We start from the raw sequence: 20,001 nt of genomic DNA on the forward strand, positions 1-20,001 counted from the left end.
GTTCACAATGTTAATTTGCGAAAACGATTACTTCTCCAGTGTTTCACACTTGCCATTGACTGTCGGCTAGACTCTCCGTCGTAAAATTCGCATAGCGCGGCGCCTTGTACAGAAAAATGTCCGTTTTCCACAAATACGTTGGTCTCGGCCTGCGCTACCGCTGACAGATTTCGGCATATTCTATCGAAATCTTTTTGGCCTCCCAACTTGAGAACCGTAGCTGTTCAAGTGGCGCGCCACATTGATTTGGCTCAAGCACCGTTGGCCTGACTTTGCTGTCTGCACTGAACCAAAGAAGTTGAACATTTGCTGCGTGGCCAGCGAACACAGTAGTTGATAATCTTGGTATCAGTTCTGCGGAACCGCCGGTATTTTGGTCACCGAACTCCGAGTTTGCTGCGGCTGCTCAATTGTACGTTCTGGATCCAGGCAGGCCTGAATTTCCGAGAAGTCCAGAGTTTCATTTTTTTCAAGCGCTGCAATCAACGTCTCGACCTCGGGCTTGTGCTCTTCGAGAGTGGAAATTGCTCTGGCTTCGGCGTCAATGAGCATTTTCATAACCGCCCGGTCTACTTGTGCTGCCGTTGTATCAGCTATGTTCGTCGGCTGCGCGATTGTACGTCCCAGAAATGGGTGGTCGTCGCTTTGCCGCAGGTCGATTGGGCCGAGTTCTTCGGTCATCCCCCACCTTGTCACCATACGTCTGGCGGTTTCGGTAGCCCTTCGGATGTCGTCGTCAGCGCCGGAACTGACCGTTCCCAGGAATAGTTGCTCAGCCGCTCGCCCCGCAAGCAACGCAACAATCTGATCTCTGAGAAACGTTTCACTAAGGGTATGACGCTCTGCTTCCGGCAATGAGTGTGTCCCCCCAAGTGCGTGACCTCGCGGAATAATCGTCACTTTGTACAAGGGGTCAGCTTCTGGCGTGAAATAACAAACGGCGGTGTGTCCAGCCTCGTGCACGGCAAGACGGTGCCTTTCTTCGGGTCGTATCGCAAGAGTGCGGACAGTCCCCATCATCACTTTGTCACGCGCTTCATCAAGGTCGTTGCGAGAAATCAGATCAGCTCTGCGCCGCGCTGCTCCGATTGCGGCCTCATTGAGCAAGTTTTTCAGGTCAGCCCCCGAGAACCCCGGCGTTCCTGCTGCGATCCAACCCAGGTCGCCAGTATCTTCAAGCGGCAGTTTTCTTGCATGTATGTCAAGAATAGCCCGCCGGGCATCTTTCTCAGGCAAGTTCAGTGTTACATGACGGTCGAAACGGCCAGGCCGGAGTAAGGCTGGGTCCAGCACATCTGGCCGATTGGTCGCCGCCAGCACAACAACAGATTCTCGGCCACTAAATCCATCAAGCTCGGCAAGTATCTGGTTCAGTGTCTGCTCCCGTTCATCATGACCACCGCCAAGCCCTGTTCCGCGAGTACGTCCGACGCTGTCCAACTCATCGATAAAAATAATGGAGGGAGCAGCCTTACGCGCCTCTTCAAAGAGTTTACGCACCCTTCCTGCGCCAACGCCGACGAAAATCTCAATAAACTCGGAACCAGATGTCGAAAAGAATGGTACGTCGGCCTCGCCGGCAAGGGCTTTGGCCAGAAGCGTTTTGCCCGTCCCCGGGGGGCCAACAAGCAAAACCCCATGTGGGACCTCAGCGCCGACACGGGCAAAACGCTCTGGGTCGCGTAAAAACTCTACTAACTCAATTACTTCGCGCTTAGCCTGATCCTGCCCCGCGACATCTTCGAAGGTTACCTTTCTTCTAGCTTCGTTTGGTTTTGAGAAACGACCGCTTAGTAGACCACCAGAAATACCTCCCGGACCGCCGGCTATCCCGCCCGTCATTCGTCTTTGAAACCAGAAATACAGGGCCAGGATAAATATCCACGGAATAAGATAGACGAAGACCGAGGTTCCAGATGGCTCAATCGCAGTAACATCAACACCGTTATCTTCCAGCAGCGCCAACAAATCCGGGTCGCTCTGGCTTGGCACAACGGCCCGGAAAGCTTGCTCACCATCCCCGTCTGCAGAGGTAGCGCGAACCGTTATGCTGTGATCACTTAATTCTGCTGAACGAACCCGTCCCGCACGAATGATCTCTTTCACGCCGCTATATGAAATCGTCGTAGCGGTCAGATCGGTAGGCGGCGCAAAGAAACTTGCGACAATTAAAGTTCCCATCGTGGCAACAAGCGCAACATAATAAATCCACTCTGGCCATTTTGGCCCACTGCCGGGATCTTTCGGTGGCTCTTGTGGCATAAGCGAAATCTTTCAAACAGACTGGTACTTGCGTCCGCAGACAGCACAACCTCAGACCCTCAACCAACCACACAGACTATGCATCCTTGATCAAGGCCCAATCAAATAATAGTCGACATTGCATTATCTTAGCAAAACCAAATGCAGATTTAGCTGAAGTTACATGCGTTTGAACAAACCGCTTTTCACGGCAAACCTCCAGGCTTCAACACCACTCGAACCTCGGTCAAAAGGTTGGCAACGGCGGAAATCGCAAGTTTCGAGTTCACTGAGGCTATTGACCTGCATCAATGCATCTTCCTCTGATACCCGTCAGTCTTGGCCTTTCAAAACGGAGGGGAAGCAATGATTTCGAATATCTTGGTCGCAACTGACGGCTCTGAAACAGCTGATCGTGCCGTTGAATTCGCTACAGACCTGGCGCTCAGACTGGATGTGCCAATGACTATCGGCCATGTTCTTCAACATGGCGCTCGCATTGAAGAATTGGGCCGCATGACTGAGGTCGAGCACTTAGTTCAGCAAGTCAAAAGCGATGTGAAGCTTCATTTGGGCGACATTCCATCCAATATTGACGCGGTATTTTCGGGCCCCCTGTCACGCGCAGACAGAGAGCGTATCATCACAGTGATTGGCGAGAAAATCGTTGATGGAGCGGCGCGACGCGCGAAGGATGCAGGCGCGAAGAGCGTTTCGACACGGGTAAACAATGGGGATTACGATGAAGGCATCCTAAAAATGGCCAGTGAAATCGGTGCAGACACAATAGTTATAGGCCACCGCGGCTTGGGCCGGGTTCAACGGATCTTTCAAGGCAGCGTTTCGCAAAAAGTCAATCAGCGTGCAGACTGCACGGTGATTACCGTACGCTAAAATAAAGCAAACGGACCGGATACTATTCTGTGGTACCGACGCATTCAGAATTTCTGCAATGCGCTGCGTCAATGTCGGCAACAAAGGAGATCCAGAGGAAAAAACTATGCGAGCAATGGTTTTTGGCAATGCCGTCTCAAAACTGGAACTCAGAAATGTTCCGACCCCGAAACCCGCCGCCAACCAGGTGCTTATCAAAGTTCTGGCATGTGGCGTGTGTCGAACCGACTTGCACGTTATTGACGGCGATCTTTCTGAACCAAAGCTCCCGCTTATCCCTGGGCACGAGATCGTTGGCTGCATCGAAAGATTGGGGACCAATGTCGAAGGTTACCAAGAAGGGCAGCGCGTTGGTGTGCCCTGGCTCGGGCGAACGTGTGGGAATTGCTCTTATTGCCTGGAAGGACGGGAAAATCTGTGTGATCACCCCGGGTTTACTGGCTATACGATCAATGGAGGATACGCCGAGTACTGTGTCGCTGATGCCAAGTTTGTTTTCCCATTGTCCGAAAAAGCTGACCCCGTTTCCCTGGCACCTCTTTTATGTTCGGGCTTAATCGGCTACCGAAGTTTAAAACTCGCAGGCAAGGTCCAGACACTGGGCATCTATGGTTTCGGCGCCGCCGCACACATTCTTTGCCAGATTACGAAACATCAGGGTATTGAAGTTTTCGCCTTTACTCGAGATAGCGATATAGCCGCGCAAAATTTTGCGCGAAACCTTGGTGCAAGTTGGGCAGGAGGCTCTTCGGAGACGTCACCATCACCATTGGATGCCGCAATAGTTTTCGCTCCAGTCGGAGCTTTGGTGCCTGCTTCGTTAAAGTCTGTGCGCAAGGGAGGCCGTGTTATTTGTGGGGGAATCCACATGAGCGATATTCCAAGTTTCCCGTACGCCGATCTTTGGGAAGAGCGATCAATAGCCTCCGTCGCAAACCTTACGCGTCAGGATGGCAGAGAATTTTTTACTCTTGCTGAAGCTGCAAGTGTTCGGACGGAAGTAATTCCTTATCCTCTTGAGAAAGCCAACGACGCGCTTGATCACCTTCGGGAAGGCAAGCTGCAAGGAGCAGCGGTGCTTGTACCTTAGACGTTCTGCCTGCATTTGTGCGACGTGAAAAGCCTGAGTTCTGGAACAGGCGAAGCAGTCAGCGAGAACTGCCGCGCAATGCTCATTTCCTGAACCCATTTTCTCCGGACTTCTAACGCAAACATCGTTCCACAACGGTTCTACCGGAAGCGAACAGTTTCACTGCAAAGTTCGATGCCAAGCTCTTGAAGAAAGACCTCGACGTTTAGAAGCGATATCGGGAACCAAACGTACGGCATCACGGTGAGACAAGTGATCTGGGGGATAATATTGAAGCCGTTGAAAGGAAATCGCTTATTCATGCGCTAAACCTGCGAAAGCCCCGTGCCCGAACTTAAACGCATTTTTCAAAATGTCCCTCAACCTTTGGCGGGCCCACCTAAGCCGTCTACCTCCCAGTAGTGAAACTTTAGAACGAAGTAGATATAGGCAGACAAACCAGCCGCAACGAAGCACCAGATTGACGTGAAGGCATGAGAAGCAAAGAAGAACCCCAAAGCAACGGAAACGACAATTAGATACCCGAAACCTCGTAAGCCTTTATCGCTCGATCCCACAAGCGGAACGCAGATCACCAAAGCGTAAAAAACACGTGCAAAGTTCCTCGTAATCTCGGACGGGAACGTTTCAATGTTTTCATATTGAATGGAATGTTGAGCAAGGCCAATATCTAGATTTGCTGGTGACAACAACACTGGCAAGTAAAGCAACAAGCCAAGGCAAAAACCAATTCCGCAAATCCCTTGGAATATGAGCCTGCGACGCCGGTCACTTTCAATCGAAGCCGCGGACAGCGGAACCCAAAACGGCCAAAATAAATAGGCAAAGAAGAGAAACGTCAACGCAGCTGCCGAAGAAGGGTTCGCCGACGGGTCGTCAATGGACACCCACAAGAAGCCTTCGGACAATTGCTGAATCCCAAAGAAAAGTGGAAAGCTGGCTAGCGGAAGAAATCGTTCGCCCATTTGCAACGCCAAACGTATCGTAAGACCACTGCAGGCAATGATCGCTGCACCGGCTACAAAACTGGCTTGTGATGAGAAACACATGCTTAAACCACCTCCACCATTTTACATAGCTGAAGTCGTTGAAGCAACGAACACTTTTCATTTCGAAGTACTGCGTTGTGCCGCCTAAAGGGCGCATTGTGAGTTGTCTGGCCAACCATTTAGGAACCGGTGCTGCCAGGTAAATTCGGACCAATCAAATCGGACCAACCAGCGGAATGTTGGTTGTTCAGCGTTGACGATCTCAGCGACCGGGTCTGCGAAGAAGTTGGTTAAAAAGTTAAGTGTCTTTTTGTTTTCTTCCGACGTATCAAGGAATGCCGGTACTCGTATTTCAAGCTGATTGAGTAGCGTTAGTGCATTCGACTAAGTATGCGGTTGGCTGGGCGTCGCTTTTCGCTTGATACCTTTGCAAAGCTCACAAATCCATTCAGCGGTTCCATCAATCGCTCGACTTGAAATCTTTAGGTCGTGGTAGGAAACGATCCGCTGTTCGCGGCAAAAAGGACAAGTTGCAATCGCATGAAAATCGGGAACATGGACGGCTTTCGGCGGGGCGGGATTGCAAACCATAGAGTTCTCCAATTGGTAGGATACCGCGCGTGCTGAACATAGGTTAGCGGCCTGTTTTGACACTTTGTCGGGCTATATCATCACCAATTCTAACATAAGTCGCTACGCTGTGCGATTTTCGTTTCGGAAGGCACGCCTTGAGTGCGGTTTAGTAATTTCACAGATTTAGTTAATCGTCTGCCTTGCAGACGATGCGGTCATTGGGCTTCGCACGTTTGAGCTATTTCGGGCCGTCTAGTGTGCTACAGCGCCAGCATCAGTTCGTGAAAAGTTCCATTACTCCGATATTTTTCGCCCGTGCCGTCAACTTTTTTGAGAACTTCTTACGGCTTACTGTGTCGAGTTCGTTCCAGAACTCTCGGCTGACACGGATGCTTCCAAGCTTACTATGGCCGTCCAGTATGTCTTCGGAATGGATCTGTTCAAGCCGCGCTGCTTTGTTAACCTCTGTCCCAATCATCGTGAACTGATGTCGTGTTGCAGAACCGAAATCTCCACTCACGACCAGCCCGATATGTAGGCCAATTCTGAGGGTCAAAGGCTCGTTTCCTATTCTAATCTCATTAACGTTCTTTACCGATTGCTCAGCGGCACGAACAGCGTCCGAACAGATTGACGAGGCGTCTTCGACTTTGCCCTTCATCACCCAAAACGCCATCAACCCGTCACCGATGAACTTATCTATGTGTCCGCCTCGATCGAGGACGGGGGACGTTTGTGCGTTGAAAAAGCGCTGAACGATGTCGGCGACGCGCTCCGGAGGCGCATTCAATGTGAACTTGCTGAATCCGACCACGTCGGAAAACCAAATTATAGCCCGCTCGATGAGGTATTCGGCTTGTTGTTCGCTCCCGGACTGCATTCGGCGACTTAAGGCGTACTGGTTTGTGTAAGCATGTAGAATGCGCGTGTCGTCAACCAAGTGGCGGCTAAGAGACGCAGTCTTCCTAGTCGCGCTTCGAAGTTTGATCGAGATAATTTTTGCGATGTTTCTCCAAATGATACCCGCTTCTGGGTGTGTCTCTATATTGGTCCGATCAATAACTAAAACATCGACAATACTCTCGTTTGCGACAAGGTCGTAGACACGTTGATACCCGTTGCCGGCCAAGTGTTGTTCTCCGATCACTTCGTTTCGCCGCCGAACGAAAAGAGTTTGTCCATTTAATTTAATGGCGACAGATCCATTAACGATAATCCAGAGACACTCTGCCGGATCGCCGGCACCGCAGATAGATTCACCTTCGGTGTACCTGTATCTACGTGGTTCGAGCGGCGTGGTGTCTTCGACATCGTCAATGAGTCCGGATAGCGCAAGTGCTTCCTCGTACTCTGGACCCAGCTTCTCAATTGGTGTGATCGACGCATTTTCCGCCATTCGAGCCTCCGCATCCACATCCACGTCTCCTGCTCGCAGTATCACCATAGCACGAAACCCCAAATCGAAAGTGTTGCTTGGGAAAATTGAAGGAATGCGATCTGCTCTCGGGTGGCTTGCCCGCAGTGTTCTCAAATTCCGCTCTGGGCTCGGTGCGGTCTTTCGCTACGATCTGTCTGAGGGACCGCTGTGCGGACAAAACCGACATTAGCTTTATTTGCCGGAATGACCCCTTAAAACTCCGCCGCAGACATTCATATTTTGGTGGATTGTGCGGAATGTGAATCCTCAGGCTGTTTCGGCAGAATAAACGCTAGCCGCGTGCACCAGCAGCGTCGCGCTTGCCGCGCTGATGGCCAAGGTAACAAATACGAGCCAGATGAGCAGAGTGGCTTTTTCTGCGCGAAAGAAGTTTGTGGAGGGGGTGGTCATGGTGGTCTCCTACCTTACCGTTTCTGGGTGGGGACGGATTTGAGGCTGGTGGTTTCGGTCGCCTTAAAGTGGGTTTGTTCCGCTCTGGCAGCCGGGGCCACTGTTTTGATCCTGAATGCGGTGAAGCCCGCGAAGGCGGCCATCGCAAACACAAGCGTCCAGCCCATGACCGCATCGCCAAATACCGCCGAAAGCGCGCTGGTCATGAGAGGGCCTGCAATGCCGCCGATGGTGAAGACAAACAGCATTGTGACAGCACTGGACGCGACATAGACGGGCACAGTGCGGTCCATCGCGTGAGCCAAAAGCAGCGAGTAGAGGGTGAGCATCGATCCGCCCAGGAGGATCAATCCGGCGAGCATTGCAATGTAAAGTGGTGTGCCCACGATGGCTGAATAGCGCGCACCGTCGCCAGTGGCGAAAGTGGCGAAGGCCGCAAGGGCGCCGGTTGCGACTGTCGCCGTCACTACAATGAGGCGGCGCCGATCCATGCGGTCTGACACAAATCCAAGCGGATAGAGAAACAGGATACGCCCGACGTAAATAGCAGCGATGCCAATAGCCACATCCGTGGCATCAATGCCAATGACAGCCGCCCGATACGGCACAACATTCATGAACACTGTGGACACGATACCAACGGTGAGCGCGCCGAGAGCGGCAGTGGGCGCGTCTTGAAACAGCGCCTTGAAGCGTACATTCGCCCGTTCTTTGCCCTCGGGCGGCGTGCTGGGCGTCGCGGCGATCACCACAATTGCCAGACAGTAGAGCAAGGACATCAGCACAAAAGACTGGTTCAGGTCGTCGGGTGTAACGATGACGAGAACCTGACTGAGAACCGACATCAACCCGAGGACAATGGCAAACACGGCAAGCAATCGGCCCCGCGATTTTTCGTCAACGGTTTCGCTGATCCAGGCGTCACCGATGGCAAAAAGGCCCGCGGTTGCAACGCCGGTCATCAGGCGCACGATTAGCAGCGTGGGCTCGTTCTCAGTCACGGAAAAAAGCAGGGCGGCAGCGGTGCATATGGCCGCCCCCGCAGAAAATGCACGAATATGTCCAATGCTGGTGATCCAGCCTGCAATGTAGAAACAGCCGATCAGGAATCCCAACGAGTAAGCAGCGGGCGCCAGCGCAGCGATTTCCTGAGACGCGCCGGTTTGGGCAAAATAGAGCGCGACGATGGTACCCGATGCCGCAGTCACCAGCTGTATCGCCGCGACCGCGATAAACAGGTATTTCAGGGTGTGGATTTGATCGCTGAATCGGGCCATGGAACTGCTCCAGGAAAGAGAGGAAAAGTGGGGCGCGCCTGACGCGCGACCTGCTTTAGTTTGGAAAGCTGACTTTGACTTCGACGTTCAAGCCGGGAATAAGGCCGCGCTCAAGATTTGGGATTTCCGCCCAGATGCGCAGGGTTTCGTTCGCGGCCAGCACGCTTTCAGCAAAAAGCACGCGGCCACCCTGTGCCAGTGGCTGAACGTCACCTGGCAAATGCAAGTCGACCTGAAAGCGCTCTATCAGAGCACTCAGGCCCTCTGGCGTCGACTGGTCCAGCGCGATCAGGGATTTGTACGGCATTCCGTACACAACTCGGACCGTGTCTGTGTGCACAATTTGCGCCAGCGCCTGACCGTTTTCTGTGTCCAGATAGGTGCCCACCTGTTTTTGGGCGAGCCCAATTTGCCCCGAAATCGGCGCCCTGATCTGTGTCGAAGCCAGCTCAAGCTCTGCCAATGCACGGTGCGCCTGCGCCTCTTGCAACGCCACCTTGGCCAGTATCAGCCGGTCCGTAGCGTTTTGAACGGCCAGTTCGGAAACCGCATCGCGCACTCCAAGTTTCGCCTGCCGTTGCGCCTCGGCCTCCGCTGTTGCCAATTCGGCCTCACGACGGTTTTCGATCGCACGGCTGGCGGCGAGCTTTTGTTCGTAAGCCGGGGCCGCAATTTCAAACAGCAATTGGCCTTTCTCAACCGTATCGCCCGGCTTGAAATGCACCGCCGCGAGGATGCCGCGCACCGAATTGGCCACCAGGGCGCTCTCACTGGCCTCTATCCGTCCGGTAAATGTCTCTGCGGCGAGCATGTTGGTGAAGTCTTTAACAGGCTCTGCATGGGCACTGTGTGTCATTAGAAGACCCAACAGCAGAAGCGGGAGTTTTGCAAAAACGGTCATTGTTGGTCACTCCAGATGCAGGTCAAAGAAGGTGTTGAGCTCACGCCAAGCGTCATGAGTCTCCGGCGCGTTCACGAAGAAACCTGCCATGTAGTCGCCGTGTGACTGGCCGTCGTAGACATGTAGATCGGCGGCAACTCCGGCGGCGCGCAGGGCGCGGTGCATGCGCACCGTGTCGCTCAGCAACAGGTCGCGTGTGCCGGTCAGAAGAACCACCGGCGGCAGGTTGTCCAGATTGGCGTAGATCGGGGACAGTCGTGGATCGGTGCGGTCGGTACCGTCCGCATAAATGTCAAACGTGCCTTCAATCACACCCTCGCGGGCGCCAAGCGGATCAAGACCCTGCAACGTGATCCAGCTGTCCGACGTCTGCGCCAGATCCACAGCGGGCGTGCCGGCCATAATGGCTCCAGGCAAAGGGGTGCCCATGTCGCGCAGTTGTAAAACCGTCGACAACACCAGGTTGCCCCCCGCAGAGGTGCCAAACATCGCCACTTTGGCTGGGTCATGGTCCTTGATAACTTGCTGCCACACGGCGATCACATCGTCTGTTGCGGCAGGAAACGGATGCAGCGGTGGGCGGCGATAATCGACGGACACCACCTCAACACCCAAACCATGCGCCATCCAGATCGCTTCGGCCATGGCGGCCTCACCACCATTGAAGACAAAGGCCCCGCCGTGCACGTGCACAAAAACGGTGTCCGCCCACCGGGGATCAATTGTAGTTGGCGTGACACGGTAGGTGGTCACCCCCGCCACGTTCTCGATGGCGAATTGAGCGCCGGTCATCTCAAGCAAACGTGCGATCCCTTGCAGGGAGGCAGCGTCAAACTCGGCTTGCAACGTAAGCCATTGCTCGGTGGAGGATGGCGTTTCGGCATGCGTACCAACTTGACGGCTTTCGATGAGCACGACCAATTCCGGGGACACGCCCGCAGGAACCGGCGCGGTCCGCGCCGCCATTGGCAGACCTTCAATCACGGTTTTTGCGCTGTCTGCGGTGGCGACCGCAGGCACCGAAAGAGCCGCAATCAGTGCGCTTGTCAGAACAACTTTCAGGACGGAACGGCGTTTCATGTTTGGTCTCCAACTTTCAGTTTGGGTCATTCGTTTTGCTAAACTGGAGGTAATTTGTGGGGGGAGGCCGCGCCACTTCCAAAAGTGATCATTTCACGACAAACTGTCCGTCATGGACACGGTTTTGCAAAGCACCTTGGCGTTTCGCCCCGCGCTACAAGGGCTTGACCAAATTGCATCGCCGCGGGTGTCCGAACATGCCCTGAAAGAAGCTGGACTGTCGCGAGCGGTAATGGAAGACCCGACGGTGTTCCTCCCCTATCGGCTTCAGGCGCGGTTCATGCAAGCCGCCAGCCTGAAGATCTCCGAAAAACACATCGGCGCCTATATCACGCAAGACTTCGATTACGCCTCCTTTGGGGCCTACGCAGACTATGTGCTCGGCGCGCCGAAACTGGATGTGGCCCTGGCGCGGGCCGAAAGAATCCTGCCATTCCTGCAACGAGGGTCAGTTATGCGCACCCGCGTGGTTGGCGATCATTTTGTGCTTGGGTTTGATGCCATGCTTGGCGGAATCGCCGGGGCAAATTTGATCGATCAGGACCTGCCATTTGTGCTGCAGTCTGTGGTGCGCGAGTTCTGTGGACGCTGCTGGCGGCCGAGCTGGGTGGAGATGCCAGAGGTGCACCGAGGCACCGAAACCGCGCTGCAGTACATCTACAATGCAGAGGTGCGCGTGGGGGGATCCGCTGCCAGCATTGCGATCCCTCTGTCAGAAATCGAAACCCCTAATCCGCGGACAACCGATGAGAGGCTGGCGATGACGTTGACAGGCATCCGCGATGTCCGGTCGCGGCAAACGCCCTCAACCACCAAAGAGGTGGTTGGGAACGCCTTGCGCGCGCAACTCGCCATGGGGCACGCCGACATCGAAACGGTGGCGGCCACATTGGGTGTCAGCGTACGCAAGCTGCAACGGCAACTCACTGCGGAGAACACCAATTTCAAAGAGATCCGTGTGACTGAACAGACAGATCGAGCCAGGTCGCTGCTGTCGGGCACCGACCTTTCTGTCGCGGAGGTTGCCTTCAATCTTGGGTTCAGCGAGGTCAACAGCTTCCGCCGCACATTTGCCAGCTGGTTTGGAATTTCACCATCTAAGTTCCGCAAATTGAGCGGTACGTAGGTTGCAAGGCCTCAATGGAACGGACATTGACGCAATGCGCAGCGAAGGTTCAGTTTCCGCCCAAACTGATGAACGCTGCGTAGCGAACCAGTGTCCAGTTTGGGCTCGAAGCAGTCATCTGATACATTTGGTCAGGTGTCTGCTTAGGGCGGATAGCAGTCATTGCTTGGATGTTTGCACGTCATTCAATGACATTGGCCGAGCTCATAAAACCCTCCCTAATCTACCTTTGTAGCGGGAACAGTGGCGTAATTCGTGTAGGGTATGATCAAGCGCGCGCAATGCTTGCGACATGCTATCGACCTGATCATCATGTTTGCCATTTGGGAAGGCAGCAACTTCGGCCAGAAAGACTTCTTTCCATGGTGCAGACGCTGGTAATCTGACCTGCCCCTGTTCGATCTTTGGAGACTGAATGGACATCCGCTCATCTTTAGAGAGTTTTGGAGTATGTGACCTTACACCTTTCTTGGCCTGACGGCGCAGATGATCGTACACACCGCAACCTGCACCAACCGTTTCGACCACAAGCAGATTTGGCCTCCATTTCTTGCGAAGCTTTGTCGCTTCACTCAGAAGATCCGGTTGCAGGTATTGCTGACGATGAACGTCCAGCAAATCGATGTAGTTGCCAATGAGCCCCCATGTTGTGCAGACAGAATGGTCATTGGATTCCCCGGGAACCGAGGCTGTGTCCCAGCTTTGAATAATTGCTTCGTAATCACTCGAGCGTAGGCTTGGTGGTATCGTAGCGAACCATTCTGGCTTCACGATATTCCCACCTGCGGGCACGGGTGATTGTTGGTATTGCGCCTCGAACTTTGTGCCGCCGATTTCAAGGCGAAGCGCGTTGAGCTCCTCTAGATCAATGTGTTGGGGCAACAGGATGTCACCCTTTCGTCGCGTCCAGACTAAACCGTCCGGCATGGCGACCTTCCTCTCACGAACTTCGATCACCGGAAGCACTAACACTTCCCACAGGCCGGTTTGAATCAGTCGCCCAGGCAGATCATCCGGATGGAGTCGCTGAGCCACCACGGCCACACGCGCTTCTTTGCGTTGATCCAGCCGCATCAAGGCACTACCGCTGAACCACTCCCAAACCTTTTCCCGGTGAGCTTCGGAAAATACATCCTCAGCCTTACTGGGGTCGTCGACGATAAAAAGCTTACCGCCCTTGCCCGTCATTTGTCCGCCCACGGAGGTAGCAATCCTCTGGCCACCCAGTGTTGTACGCAAGTCGGAGACGGTGGCCTTTTTCTTATCAATCTCCAGGTTAGGGAAAATGGCACATGTCAGGTCGTGGTCCATAAGCCGGCGCGATTGCCAGCTGAAGTCTTCCGCAAGACTAGCGCCATAGCTGGCGGTGATGACTTTTGTGGAAGGGTTTCGACCCTGGACCCAGACCGGAAACACAACACTTGCACAAAATGACTTCAGATGACGCGGCGGCAGAATGATCAGCAGCCGCCGGATTTCACCACGCTCCAGTCGTTCCAACTGATAACACAGAGCCCGAAGATACCGGGCCGCATGGAATTTGGCGTCTGGCTGAAGAATGCCAAAGGCAGCCTCAACAAAGGCCATAAGGTTGCTCGCACACAGGGCACGAACGATATCAATAGGCGGCATCGTCATTCCCCTCATTTTCCAAATGGTCACTTTTCTCTGCCAGTTCCGAGCGCGCCGTCTCGACTACACCGACCCAGTCTGCGTAAGTTTCGAGAACACCGAGCAGGTTTTCCGAAAGCTCCGGAGCCTTTGACGCCGACAGATCGGCGTCAGAGATGCCGAGTATCTGAGAGATGAACTTGATGCTGCCCAGATCCCCGTTCATCGCCTTGTTAAACACTGCGACAAGCATGGCTTCCCCCTGGGTCATCTTGACCGCGACTCCATTTTGGTGGACCACGATTTCTTTGGCGGACAGCCTCTTGAGTTGAACAAGCAGCGATTGCTCTTTCTTTTTCTTGCCCGTGGGGTTTCCGGATTGCCCCTTCTGCCATTGGGTGTGTTTGGGTGGCTTCTTGTACCCAACGTCGTATGGCTCATCTGGATCGTTTTCATGTGACATCAGAACGCCTCCTCTTCTGGATTGCCGTCCGGTACGGCAATACTGCAGGCCCTTTCCTGCACGGCGTCGAATGGAACCCCGGTTCCATCGTGCACAGCAGTGCCACCGGTCATCTGCTGCCATCGGCGAATGGCCAGATCGACATATCCCGGTTCAATCTCGACGCCGACGCAACGTCGACGCGTACGCTCAGCCGCCAGGAGCGTCGTGCCGGATCCAAGGAACGGATCGACGACCAGATCTCCGGGTGCGGTCACATCCAGCAAGGCATCCATGACCATGCGAATGGGTTTGACGGTCGGATGCACGTCAAAAGCATCATCCGAGTCTTTGGCTCCGCCGGTCGCCCCAGCATAGTGCCAGACGTTCGAGCGGTTCCGCCCATATATGCCGAGTTGTACGTTGTTGAGATGCCCCTGCCCCGGTTTTCGGACGACGAAGACCAGCTCGTGCTGGGAGCGATAAAGGCTGCCCATGCCGGGGTTGGATTTGACCCAGACACAGATGTTGACCGGTTCGAGACCGAGCGTTTGCAGCGCTTCCTCCATCTCACCGACATGACGCCAATCGATGCACGCGAACAAAATACCGCCTGGCCGCAGAACGGTTGAAGCATTTCCGAGGGTTTCAACAAGAAAGCCCGAGAACACTTCACGGCTCATCTCGCCGGAGGCTTCTGCGAACTCCTCAAAGCCCTGCTCTGCCCCGCGCACATGGCCGTTTATATTCACGTTGTAGGGCGGATCTGTAAACACAACATCGGCCAGAGCACCATCGAGCACGACAGCCAGCCTGTCCCTATCACGCGCCGATCCGCAAAGAATGACGTGATCTCCGAGGCGCCACTGATCCCCTGGTTGGCTGACGGGTTTCGTCTGTGCCCCCGCGAACCCGGAGATATCATCGTCGGGGTCTGGTTGGTCGGTCTCGCCCGCGCCAAACTGAATGGCCTCGATTTCCGGCATGGCAAACCCGGGGATCTCGATCTCACCGCTTATCTCGATGATCTCGTTGATCTCAAGGCGCAGATCCTCGGTATCCCATGCGCCGGTCTCTTGCAGTTTGTTGAGCGACAGGGTGAGACGACGGATCTCAACATCGGGCAGATCGTCAACAACGATGCAAGGTACTTTGCCCGCCTCAAGGCGACGAGCGGCCTCAAGGCGGACGTGCCCATCAATCACCTCGTAGCGCTGACCCCCAAGTTTGCTTCGCACCAGGATCGGGATTTTGAACCCAAACCTCTCGATCGCTCGCAGAACTGCATCTTCCTGATCCTTTAGCCCGCGACGCACACGGCGAGGCGCCGCGTCGATAAGGTCGACCGCGATCCAAACAAACAGGAATTCACGAAACGGGTCGTTCTGGAGCGCAACCTGCGGGTCGCGTGACGGACCTGCAGTCGCTTGATTACCGACATCTGCTGCGTCGGACTTGGAGTGTTCTTGATCTTTCACAGCCGTGCCTCCTTGGCTTGGGCCGAGGCACGAGAGACAGGCTGGGGATACATCGCGGGAAGCTGTTACACCAGCCGACACTCTGCGCACCTCTTGGGTTACGGGTCGGTGGTCGCAAGCTTCCTTCTGCGACGGGTTGGCATTAACATTGCGCCAAAGAACCTCCTGCGTCAAGGAAAATTATCGTTGGTTGACAAACGCTTATAAGGTCCTCAAGTGCTCGCGCCCTTTCGACTGGACTTCTGTTCCGAACAGAGCGTCATTGGTCTCGCGCCCGGGGTTCGGGCGTGGCTCGGTAGGACCGGCAGGGTGCCGATCCGCATATCCGAGGAGACCAGGATGCCAAATCTTACAACCAAATCGAAGCCGGAAACCAAGTCGGCGCTCGTACGCCGCATGCTGGCCCGCAAGGCTGGCGCCGATCTGATCGCCTTGCAGAAAGCCACCGGCTGGCGACCCCATTCGGTGCGCGCCGCGCTCAGCACCCTGCGCAAGGCCGGTTACAAGATCGACCGCCTGCCGCCCGATGCCGATGGTGGAACCGCAACCTACAAGATCACCGCCAAGCCAGCCGCGACATGACCGATCCAACAATCAGCGAGATCGAAGCGATGGACCGGGCGGCGCTGATCGCCACCTGGACCACGCTCTTTGGACCCCCTGTCCCCAAGGGGCTCAGCCAGTCCTTTCTGCGCCGCTTCCTCGCCTTCGAAGTCCAGGCGCGCCGGTATGGCGGATTACCCAAGGGATTTGACACCGATCTCAACCGCCGCGTCGCGGCAGGTCCAACGCCGTCGTCACCGACACTCAAGCCCGGCGGGCGCCTGCTGCGCGAGTGGAACGGCGTGACCCATGCTGTTGACGTTCTGGATCACGGGTATCGTTGGAATGGCGAGGTGTATCGATCCCTCTCCGCCACGGCCCGTGCTATCACCGGTGCCCGGTGGTCTGGCCCCCGGTTCTTCGGCTTGAAGGACGGGCGATGATGGCCCCTTCGAAGATCCGCTGCGCAATCTATACCCGCAAATCTTCAGAAGAGGGCCTGGACCAGGACTTCAATTCGCTCGATGCGCAGTACGAAGCGTGTTCGGCTTATGTCGCCAGCCAGAAGCACGAAGGCTGGTTGCTGGCCCGGGCCCGCTTTGATGATGGCGGGGTGTCAGGCGGGACGTTGGAGCGCCCAGCCCTGACCCGGCTGCTGTCTGAGATCGACGCGGGCCGCATCGGCATGGTGGTGGTCTACAAGATCGACCGCTTGACGCGGTCTCTGGCCGACTTCGCCCGTCTGGTCGAGAGGTTTGAGGCCTCAGGCTGTTCGTTTGTTTCTGTAACCCAGGCCTTCAACACCGCATCTTCAATGGGGAGACTCACGCTCAACGTACTGCTGTCCTTTGCCCAGTTTGAGCGCGAGGTCACCGCCGAGCGAATTCGGGACAAGATTGCAGCGTCCAAGAAGCTGGGCATGTGGATGGGAGGTGTGCCGCCGCTGGGCTATGATCCGCATCCCGACAAGCGGGTCCGGGAGCTTGTCGTCAATGTCACTGAGGCCAAAACGGTCCGAGCACTGTTCGAACTCTATGACCACCACGGCAAGATCACAGATGTCGCATGCGCGGCCGCACATGCGCGTCTGCGCTCCAAGCGTCACCGGTTCTGTTCGGGTCGGGAACAGGGCGGTGGTCCACTGTCCACTGGCCAGATTCACAAGATCCTCACGAACCCGGTCTACCTCGGCCGGATCCGCCACAAGGAGAAGACCTGGCCCGGGCGGCACCCTGCCATCATCGGCCCGGAGTTGTGGCAGAGGGTCCAGGAGAAGCTGCAGGCGGCATCGCGGCGCCGGCGGGGTCGGAAAAATGAGACGGAAGCCGCGCCACTCACCGGCAAGCTCCGGGATGAGACTGGAGATCGTTTGACCCCCACCCACTGCATCAAGGCCGGTAAACGCCATGCCTATTATGTTTCCAACCGGCTGATAAGCAACGGACCCGATCCCACCGGCTGGCGCTTGCCTGGGCGCAAGTTGGAGACAGCGGTGGCGTCTGCGATCGCCGCACATCTCGAACAGGCGACTAAGAAACACAAGTTGCTCGCAACGCCGGATCTGCGCCACGACCCTACGCTGGAAGATCGCGCCAACGCGCTGGCGTCGAAACTGCGCACAAATGCACCAGGCCTCCTGCATCATCTGCTCATCCGCGGTATCATCGCGAAGACCATCTCGCTCGAATTGGATGCAGCAACGCTCGCCGACGCTCTCAGAATATCAAAGACCGATCTCGCGCCAGACCTGCTTGAGATCACCGCGCCGTTTCATCTGCGCCGGCGGGGCGTCGAGGCGAAACTGGCAATCCGCGCCCCAGCTCCAGAGCCGGACCGAATCCTTCTGCGCACACTTTTAAATGCGCATCACTGGGCGGCAGGCCTGCGAAATGGTGTTCCAATTAAGACCATCGCACATAATGCCGGTCATCAGACGGTGTTCATTCGCACCCGTGGCCAGCTCGCCTTTCTTTCACCGAAGATCCAGGCTGCGATCCGTGATGGCACACAGCCTCCGGAGCTCACACTTAAACGAATTCTGGAACGGCCTGTTCCGCTCGATTGGAACCTTCAGGACCGGCTTTACGGGTTTACCTGATTACTCCTGAACCCCTCGTGCAGAGTTCCCTGCAAAATCGCTGCCCGGCACCCCAGGGAATTGCACACTAACCCATTGATCCACTGAGAAATCTCTGCGTCACATACAACTCAAAGAGCGTCAATGGGAGAAAACCCCCTGTAAATTCCCTGCTGGCAGGGAAAATCAGGGGCAAAACCGACCCCCGGTTTAAGCCGTGTAGAGACGCAGCGGGGAATACGAGAAAATACCGTCTCTGGGTGGTGTCTCCGCACGTTGGAACACGGCGCAAACCTCCGGAATAACGGGACAAAATCCGGAACTCACATTAATGTCTCACGATGAATTGGGTGTGTGGCGGGGAGACAGGGATTCGAACCCTGGGGACGCTCTCACGCCCAACGGTTTTCAAGACCGCCGCATTCGACCACTCTGCCACCTCCCCGTCGAAAGCAGGGTCTAAGGCCAAGTTGAAACGGTGGCAAGTCAAAAGAGGGAAATCTTGCCGAAGCCCTAGCAGTGGTCTTTCCATGGCATCACGGGCGGGTTATGATCTGCTGGAAAGACCAAATAATGCCAGCAAAACAGAACTGGCAGATCGGCGTCGGGGCACGGCGAACCAAGCCCCTTCAGGCAAGGGAATACGCGATGAATCGAGCGACTGGGACACGCGCAAAACCGCTGGGATTTGCGGTTCTGGCTGTGACTTTGGGGTTACTGTCCGGCTGTGACGAGGCGTTGTTAAATTCCGGCGCTTCGCCGGATGGGGACACAAGCGCATCGGATAACGATGGGAAAATCGAATTGCTACCGCAGGTTGCAAGCGGCTCGCAACGCGATGTCGAAGCCCCGGATGTTTTTGAAGTGACCGAAGCGGGTCTTTGGGATGGTCGTCCGTCACTGGGCGGAATATGGGTCGCACATCCAGACGCGGCACAACCTGAACGCGTTGTGATCAAGAACAAATCCAACAATAAGTCAGTGACAGGCGCCCTGTTTCGCCGCGAACGCGATTTGCCGGGCCCGGCCTTGCAGGTTTCATCGGCCGCCGCTGAAAAACTTGGCCTTCTGGCTGGCGCGCCTACCAGCATATACGTAGTGGCGCTGCGGCGCGAAACAGTTGAAGAAGCGCCCGCAGAAACGGACGAGGCACCGGCAGAGGCCGCCTCGGAGGATCAGGTTGTCGCTGACGCGACCGAGGCTTCGGAAGAAACCAAGGAAGTTTCGGAAACCGCAGAAACGCAATCCGAAAAACCGGCCAAACGGAAGTGGTGGCAAAAGAAAGCGCCCGCCGCAGCCGCCACTGCCGGAGCAGCCGCGGCTGTCGCAACAGCCGAAACCGGGTCTGACGTTGCCGCCGAAGCCACCGAAAGCACTGCGGATGCAGCGGTCCAGGCGGCTTCGACCCCCGGGCTGTCCGACGCTCCGGTTCAGGCACCCACCGAAAAGCCCGCCAAGCGAAAATGGTGGCAAAAGAAAGATCCTGACGAAATAACACAGACGCCTTTGGACCCGATTGCCGGGGCAGAAGCAGCGATTGATGCGGCCGAGCCTACTCCGGTGGCCGCGACAACCGGCACTGCGAAGGTTTCGTCCTTGACCAAACCCTACATCCAGATCGGCACATACAGCGTTGAAAAGAACGCCAACAGTGCGGCAGAAAAAATCCGGCGGAACGGAATGGCAGCCGAAGTTCGGGAACTGAAAACCGCTGAAAACACGGTTTGGCGCGTCCTGGTTGGCCCTGCCATGACCCGGTCGGAACGCAAAGCCCTGCTTGGCGATGTCCGGGACCTGGGGTTCACCGACGCTTTCACCACAAGCAACTAGGATCAAGGAGGGCCCCTACGT

General features: G+C 55.6%; 17 protein-coding genes and 1 tRNA gene. 7 read left to right on the plus strand and 11 right to left on the minus strand.

The window, feature by feature from the left end; translation table 11 throughout:
* Nucleotides 1-348 precede the first annotated feature (348 nt).
* Entirely contained in the window at nt 349-2,262 is a 1,914-nt protein-coding gene (ftsH, locus tag ACR0JW_RS07025) for an ATP-dependent zinc metalloprotease FtsH (protein WP_170824818.1), read from the minus strand.
* 345 nt (nt 2,263-2,607) lie between these two features.
* Here ftsH and ACR0JW_RS07030 point away from each other — a divergent pair, with 345 nt between their 5' ends.
* Together ACR0JW_RS07030 and ACR0JW_RS07035 are read left to right on the plus strand one after the other, a co-directional pair.
* Nucleotides 2,608-3,135: a universal stress protein gene (locus ACR0JW_RS07030; RefSeq protein ID WP_170680650.1), complete on the plus strand. Its 528-nt coding sequence runs from the start codon at nt 2,608-2,610 to the stop codon at nt 3,133-3,135.
* Between the two features lie 58 nt (nt 3,136-3,193).
* The gene (locus ACR0JW_RS07035; RefSeq protein WP_480713746.1) at nt 3,194-4,225 is read left to right on the plus strand and encodes a zinc-dependent alcohol dehydrogenase family protein; all 1,032 of its coding nucleotides are present in this window, start codon (nt 3,194-3,196) and stop codon (nt 4,223-4,225) included.
* 359 nt (nt 4,226-4,584) lie between these two features.
* Here ACR0JW_RS07035 and ACR0JW_RS07040 read toward each other — a convergent pair whose 3' ends face one another.
* From ACR0JW_RS07040 to ACR0JW_RS07065, 6 genes are all read right to left on the minus strand, one after another.
* Complete coding sequence (locus tag ACR0JW_RS07040; RefSeq protein ID WP_171237006.1) at nt 4,585-5,274, minus strand: DUF6629 family protein; 690 nt, start codon at nt 5,272-5,274, stop codon at nt 4,585-4,587.
* Nucleotides 5,275-6,061: 787 nt separating this feature from the next.
* Nucleotides 6,062-7,183 carry an adenylate/guanylate cyclase domain-containing protein gene (locus ACR0JW_RS07045; protein WP_170824816.1) on the minus strand — a complete coding sequence of 374 codons (1,122 nt, stop codon included), beginning with the start codon at nt 7,181-7,183 and terminating at the stop codon, nt 6,062-6,064.
* A 288-nt stretch (nt 7,184-7,471) separates the two neighbouring features.
* Nucleotides 7,472-7,615, minus strand: a complete 144-nt coding sequence (locus ACR0JW_RS07050; protein ID WP_480713747.1) for a hypothetical protein — start codon at nt 7,613-7,615, stop codon at nt 7,472-7,474.
* 14 nt (nt 7,616-7,629) lie between these two features.
* Complete coding sequence (locus ACR0JW_RS07055; protein ID WP_480713748.1) at nt 7,630-8,892, minus strand: MFS transporter; 1,263 nt, start codon at nt 8,890-8,892, stop codon at nt 7,630-7,632.
* Nucleotides 8,893-8,947: 55 nt separating this feature from the next.
* The gene (locus ACR0JW_RS07060; protein ID WP_480713749.1) at nt 8,948-9,748 is read right to left on the minus strand and encodes an efflux RND transporter periplasmic adaptor subunit; all 801 of its coding nucleotides are present in this window, start codon (nt 9,746-9,748) and stop codon (nt 8,948-8,950) included.
* A gap of 51 nt (nt 9,749-9,799) precedes the next feature.
* Nucleotides 9,800-10,873 (minus strand): alpha/beta hydrolase, encoded by a 1,074-nt coding sequence (locus ACR0JW_RS07065; RefSeq protein ID WP_480713750.1) that lies wholly within the window; start codon nt 10,871-10,873, stop codon nt 9,800-9,802.
* Nucleotides 10,874-10,985: 112 nt separating this feature from the next.
* Here ACR0JW_RS07065 and ACR0JW_RS07070 point away from each other — a divergent pair, with 112 nt between their 5' ends.
* A complete protein-coding gene (locus ACR0JW_RS07070) occupies nt 10,986-11,999 on the plus strand; it encodes a helix-turn-helix transcriptional regulator (RefSeq protein ID WP_480713751.1) in 1,014 nt (337 codons plus the stop codon).
* A gap of 204 nt (nt 12,000-12,203) precedes the next feature.
* On the opposite strand, the gene terL is transcribed toward ACR0JW_RS07070, so the two are convergent.
* The 3 genes from terL to ACR0JW_RS07085 are packed head-to-tail and all read right to left on the minus strand — an operon-like array spanning nt 12,204 to nt 15,530.
* Complete coding sequence (gene terL / locus ACR0JW_RS07075) at nt 12,204-13,637, minus strand: phage terminase large subunit (RefSeq protein WP_480713752.1); 1,434 nt, start codon at nt 13,635-13,637, stop codon at nt 12,204-12,206.
* Complete coding sequence (locus ACR0JW_RS07080; RefSeq protein WP_058280320.1) at nt 13,618-14,073, minus strand: DUF5681 domain-containing protein; 456 nt, start codon at nt 14,071-14,073, stop codon at nt 13,618-13,620. The genes terL and ACR0JW_RS07080 overlap by 20 nt, the downstream gene beginning before the upstream one ends.
* Entirely contained in the window at nt 14,073-15,530 is a 1,458-nt protein-coding gene (locus ACR0JW_RS07085) for a DNA modification methylase (RefSeq protein WP_058280319.1), read from the minus strand. Before ACR0JW_RS07085 ends, ACR0JW_RS07080 begins: the two co-directional genes overlap by 1 nt.
* Before the next feature lie 339 nt (nt 15,531-15,869).
* Between ACR0JW_RS07085 and ACR0JW_RS07090 the strand changes: the two genes are divergently transcribed.
* From ACR0JW_RS07090 to ACR0JW_RS07100, 3 genes are read left to right on the plus strand one after another with little or no spacing between them, the layout of a single operon-like run.
* Entirely contained in the window at nt 15,870-16,112 is a 243-nt protein-coding gene (locus tag ACR0JW_RS07090) for a DUF3489 domain-containing protein (RefSeq protein ID WP_058280318.1), read from the plus strand.
* The gene (locus ACR0JW_RS07095) at nt 16,109-16,516 is read left to right on the plus strand and encodes a DUF2924 domain-containing protein (RefSeq protein ID WP_082643527.1); all 408 of its coding nucleotides are present in this window, start codon (nt 16,109-16,111) and stop codon (nt 16,514-16,516) included. Before ACR0JW_RS07090 ends, ACR0JW_RS07095 begins: the two co-directional genes overlap by 4 nt.
* Nucleotides 16,513-18,171 (plus strand): recombinase family protein, encoded by a 1,659-nt coding sequence (locus ACR0JW_RS07100; RefSeq protein WP_480713753.1) that lies wholly within the window; start codon nt 16,513-16,515, stop codon nt 18,169-18,171. Before ACR0JW_RS07095 ends, ACR0JW_RS07100 begins: the two co-directional genes overlap by 4 nt.
* 334 nt (nt 18,172-18,505) lie before the next feature.
* On the opposite strand, the gene ACR0JW_RS07105 is transcribed toward ACR0JW_RS07100, so the two are convergent.
* Nucleotides 18,506-18,595, minus strand: a tRNA-Ser gene (locus ACR0JW_RS07105).
* Between the two features lie 128 nt (nt 18,596-18,723).
* Between ACR0JW_RS07105 and ACR0JW_RS07110 the strand changes: the two genes are divergently transcribed.
* Nucleotides 18,724-19,980, plus strand: coding sequence for an SPOR domain-containing protein (locus tag ACR0JW_RS07110; RefSeq protein WP_480713754.1), 1,257 nt, complete (start codon nt 18,724-18,726; stop codon nt 19,978-19,980).
* The last annotated feature ends 21 nt before the right edge of the window (nt 19,981-20,001 follow it).

The organism is Ruegeria sp. BG6, from assembly GCF_056538465.1.

Bases quoted from the DNA above. Each gene is read 5' to 3' on its own strand.
- ftsH (WP_170824818.1), bottom strand. From the start codon at position 2,262: ATGCCACAAGAGCCACCGAAAGATCCCGGCAGTGGGCCAAAATGGCCA.
- ACR0JW_RS07030 (WP_170680650.1), top strand. From the start codon at position 2,608: ATGATTTCGAATATCTTGGTCGCAACTGACGGCTCTGAAACAGCTGAT.
- ACR0JW_RS07035 (WP_480713746.1), top strand. From the start codon at position 3,194: ATGCGCTGCGTCAATGTCGGCAACAAAGGAGATCCAGAGGAAAAAACT.
- ACR0JW_RS07040 (WP_171237006.1), bottom strand. From the start codon at position 5,274: ATGTGTTTCTCATCACAAGCCAGTTTTGTAGCCGGTGCAGCGATCATT.
- ACR0JW_RS07045 (WP_170824816.1), bottom strand. From the start codon at position 7,183: ATGGCGGAAAATGCGTCGATCACACCAATTGAGAAGCTGGGTCCAGAG.
- ACR0JW_RS07050 (WP_480713747.1), bottom strand. From the start codon at position 7,615: ATGACCACCCCCTCCACAAACTTCTTTCGCGCAGAAAAAGCCACTCTG.
- ACR0JW_RS07055 (WP_480713748.1), bottom strand. From the start codon at position 8,892: ATGGCCCGATTCAGCGATCAAATCCACACCCTGAAATACCTGTTTATC.
- ACR0JW_RS07060 (WP_480713749.1), bottom strand. From the start codon at position 9,748: ATGACACACAGTGCCCATGCAGAGCCTGTTAAAGACTTCACCAACATG.
- ACR0JW_RS07065 (WP_480713750.1), bottom strand. From the start codon at position 10,873: ATGAAACGCCGTTCCGTCCTGAAAGTTGTTCTGACAAGCGCACTGATT.
- ACR0JW_RS07070 (WP_480713751.1), top strand. From the start codon at position 10,986: ATGGACACGGTTTTGCAAAGCACCTTGGCGTTTCGCCCCGCGCTACAA.
- terL (WP_480713752.1), bottom strand. From the start codon at position 13,637: ATGACGATGCCGCCTATTGATATCGTTCGTGCCCTGTGTGCGAGCAAC.
- ACR0JW_RS07080 (WP_058280320.1), bottom strand. From the start codon at position 14,073: ATGTCACATGAAAACGATCCAGATGAGCCATACGACGTTGGGTACAAG.
- ACR0JW_RS07090 (WP_058280318.1), top strand. From the start codon at position 15,870: ATGCCAAATCTTACAACCAAATCGAAGCCGGAAACCAAGTCGGCGCTC.
- ACR0JW_RS07095 (WP_082643527.1), top strand. From the start codon at position 16,109: ATGACCGATCCAACAATCAGCGAGATCGAAGCGATGGACCGGGCGGCG.
- ACR0JW_RS07100 (WP_480713753.1), top strand. From the start codon at position 16,513: ATGATGGCCCCTTCGAAGATCCGCTGCGCAATCTATACCCGCAAATCT.
- ACR0JW_RS07110 (WP_480713754.1), top strand. From the start codon at position 18,724: ATGCCAGCAAAACAGAACTGGCAGATCGGCGTCGGGGCACGGCGAACC.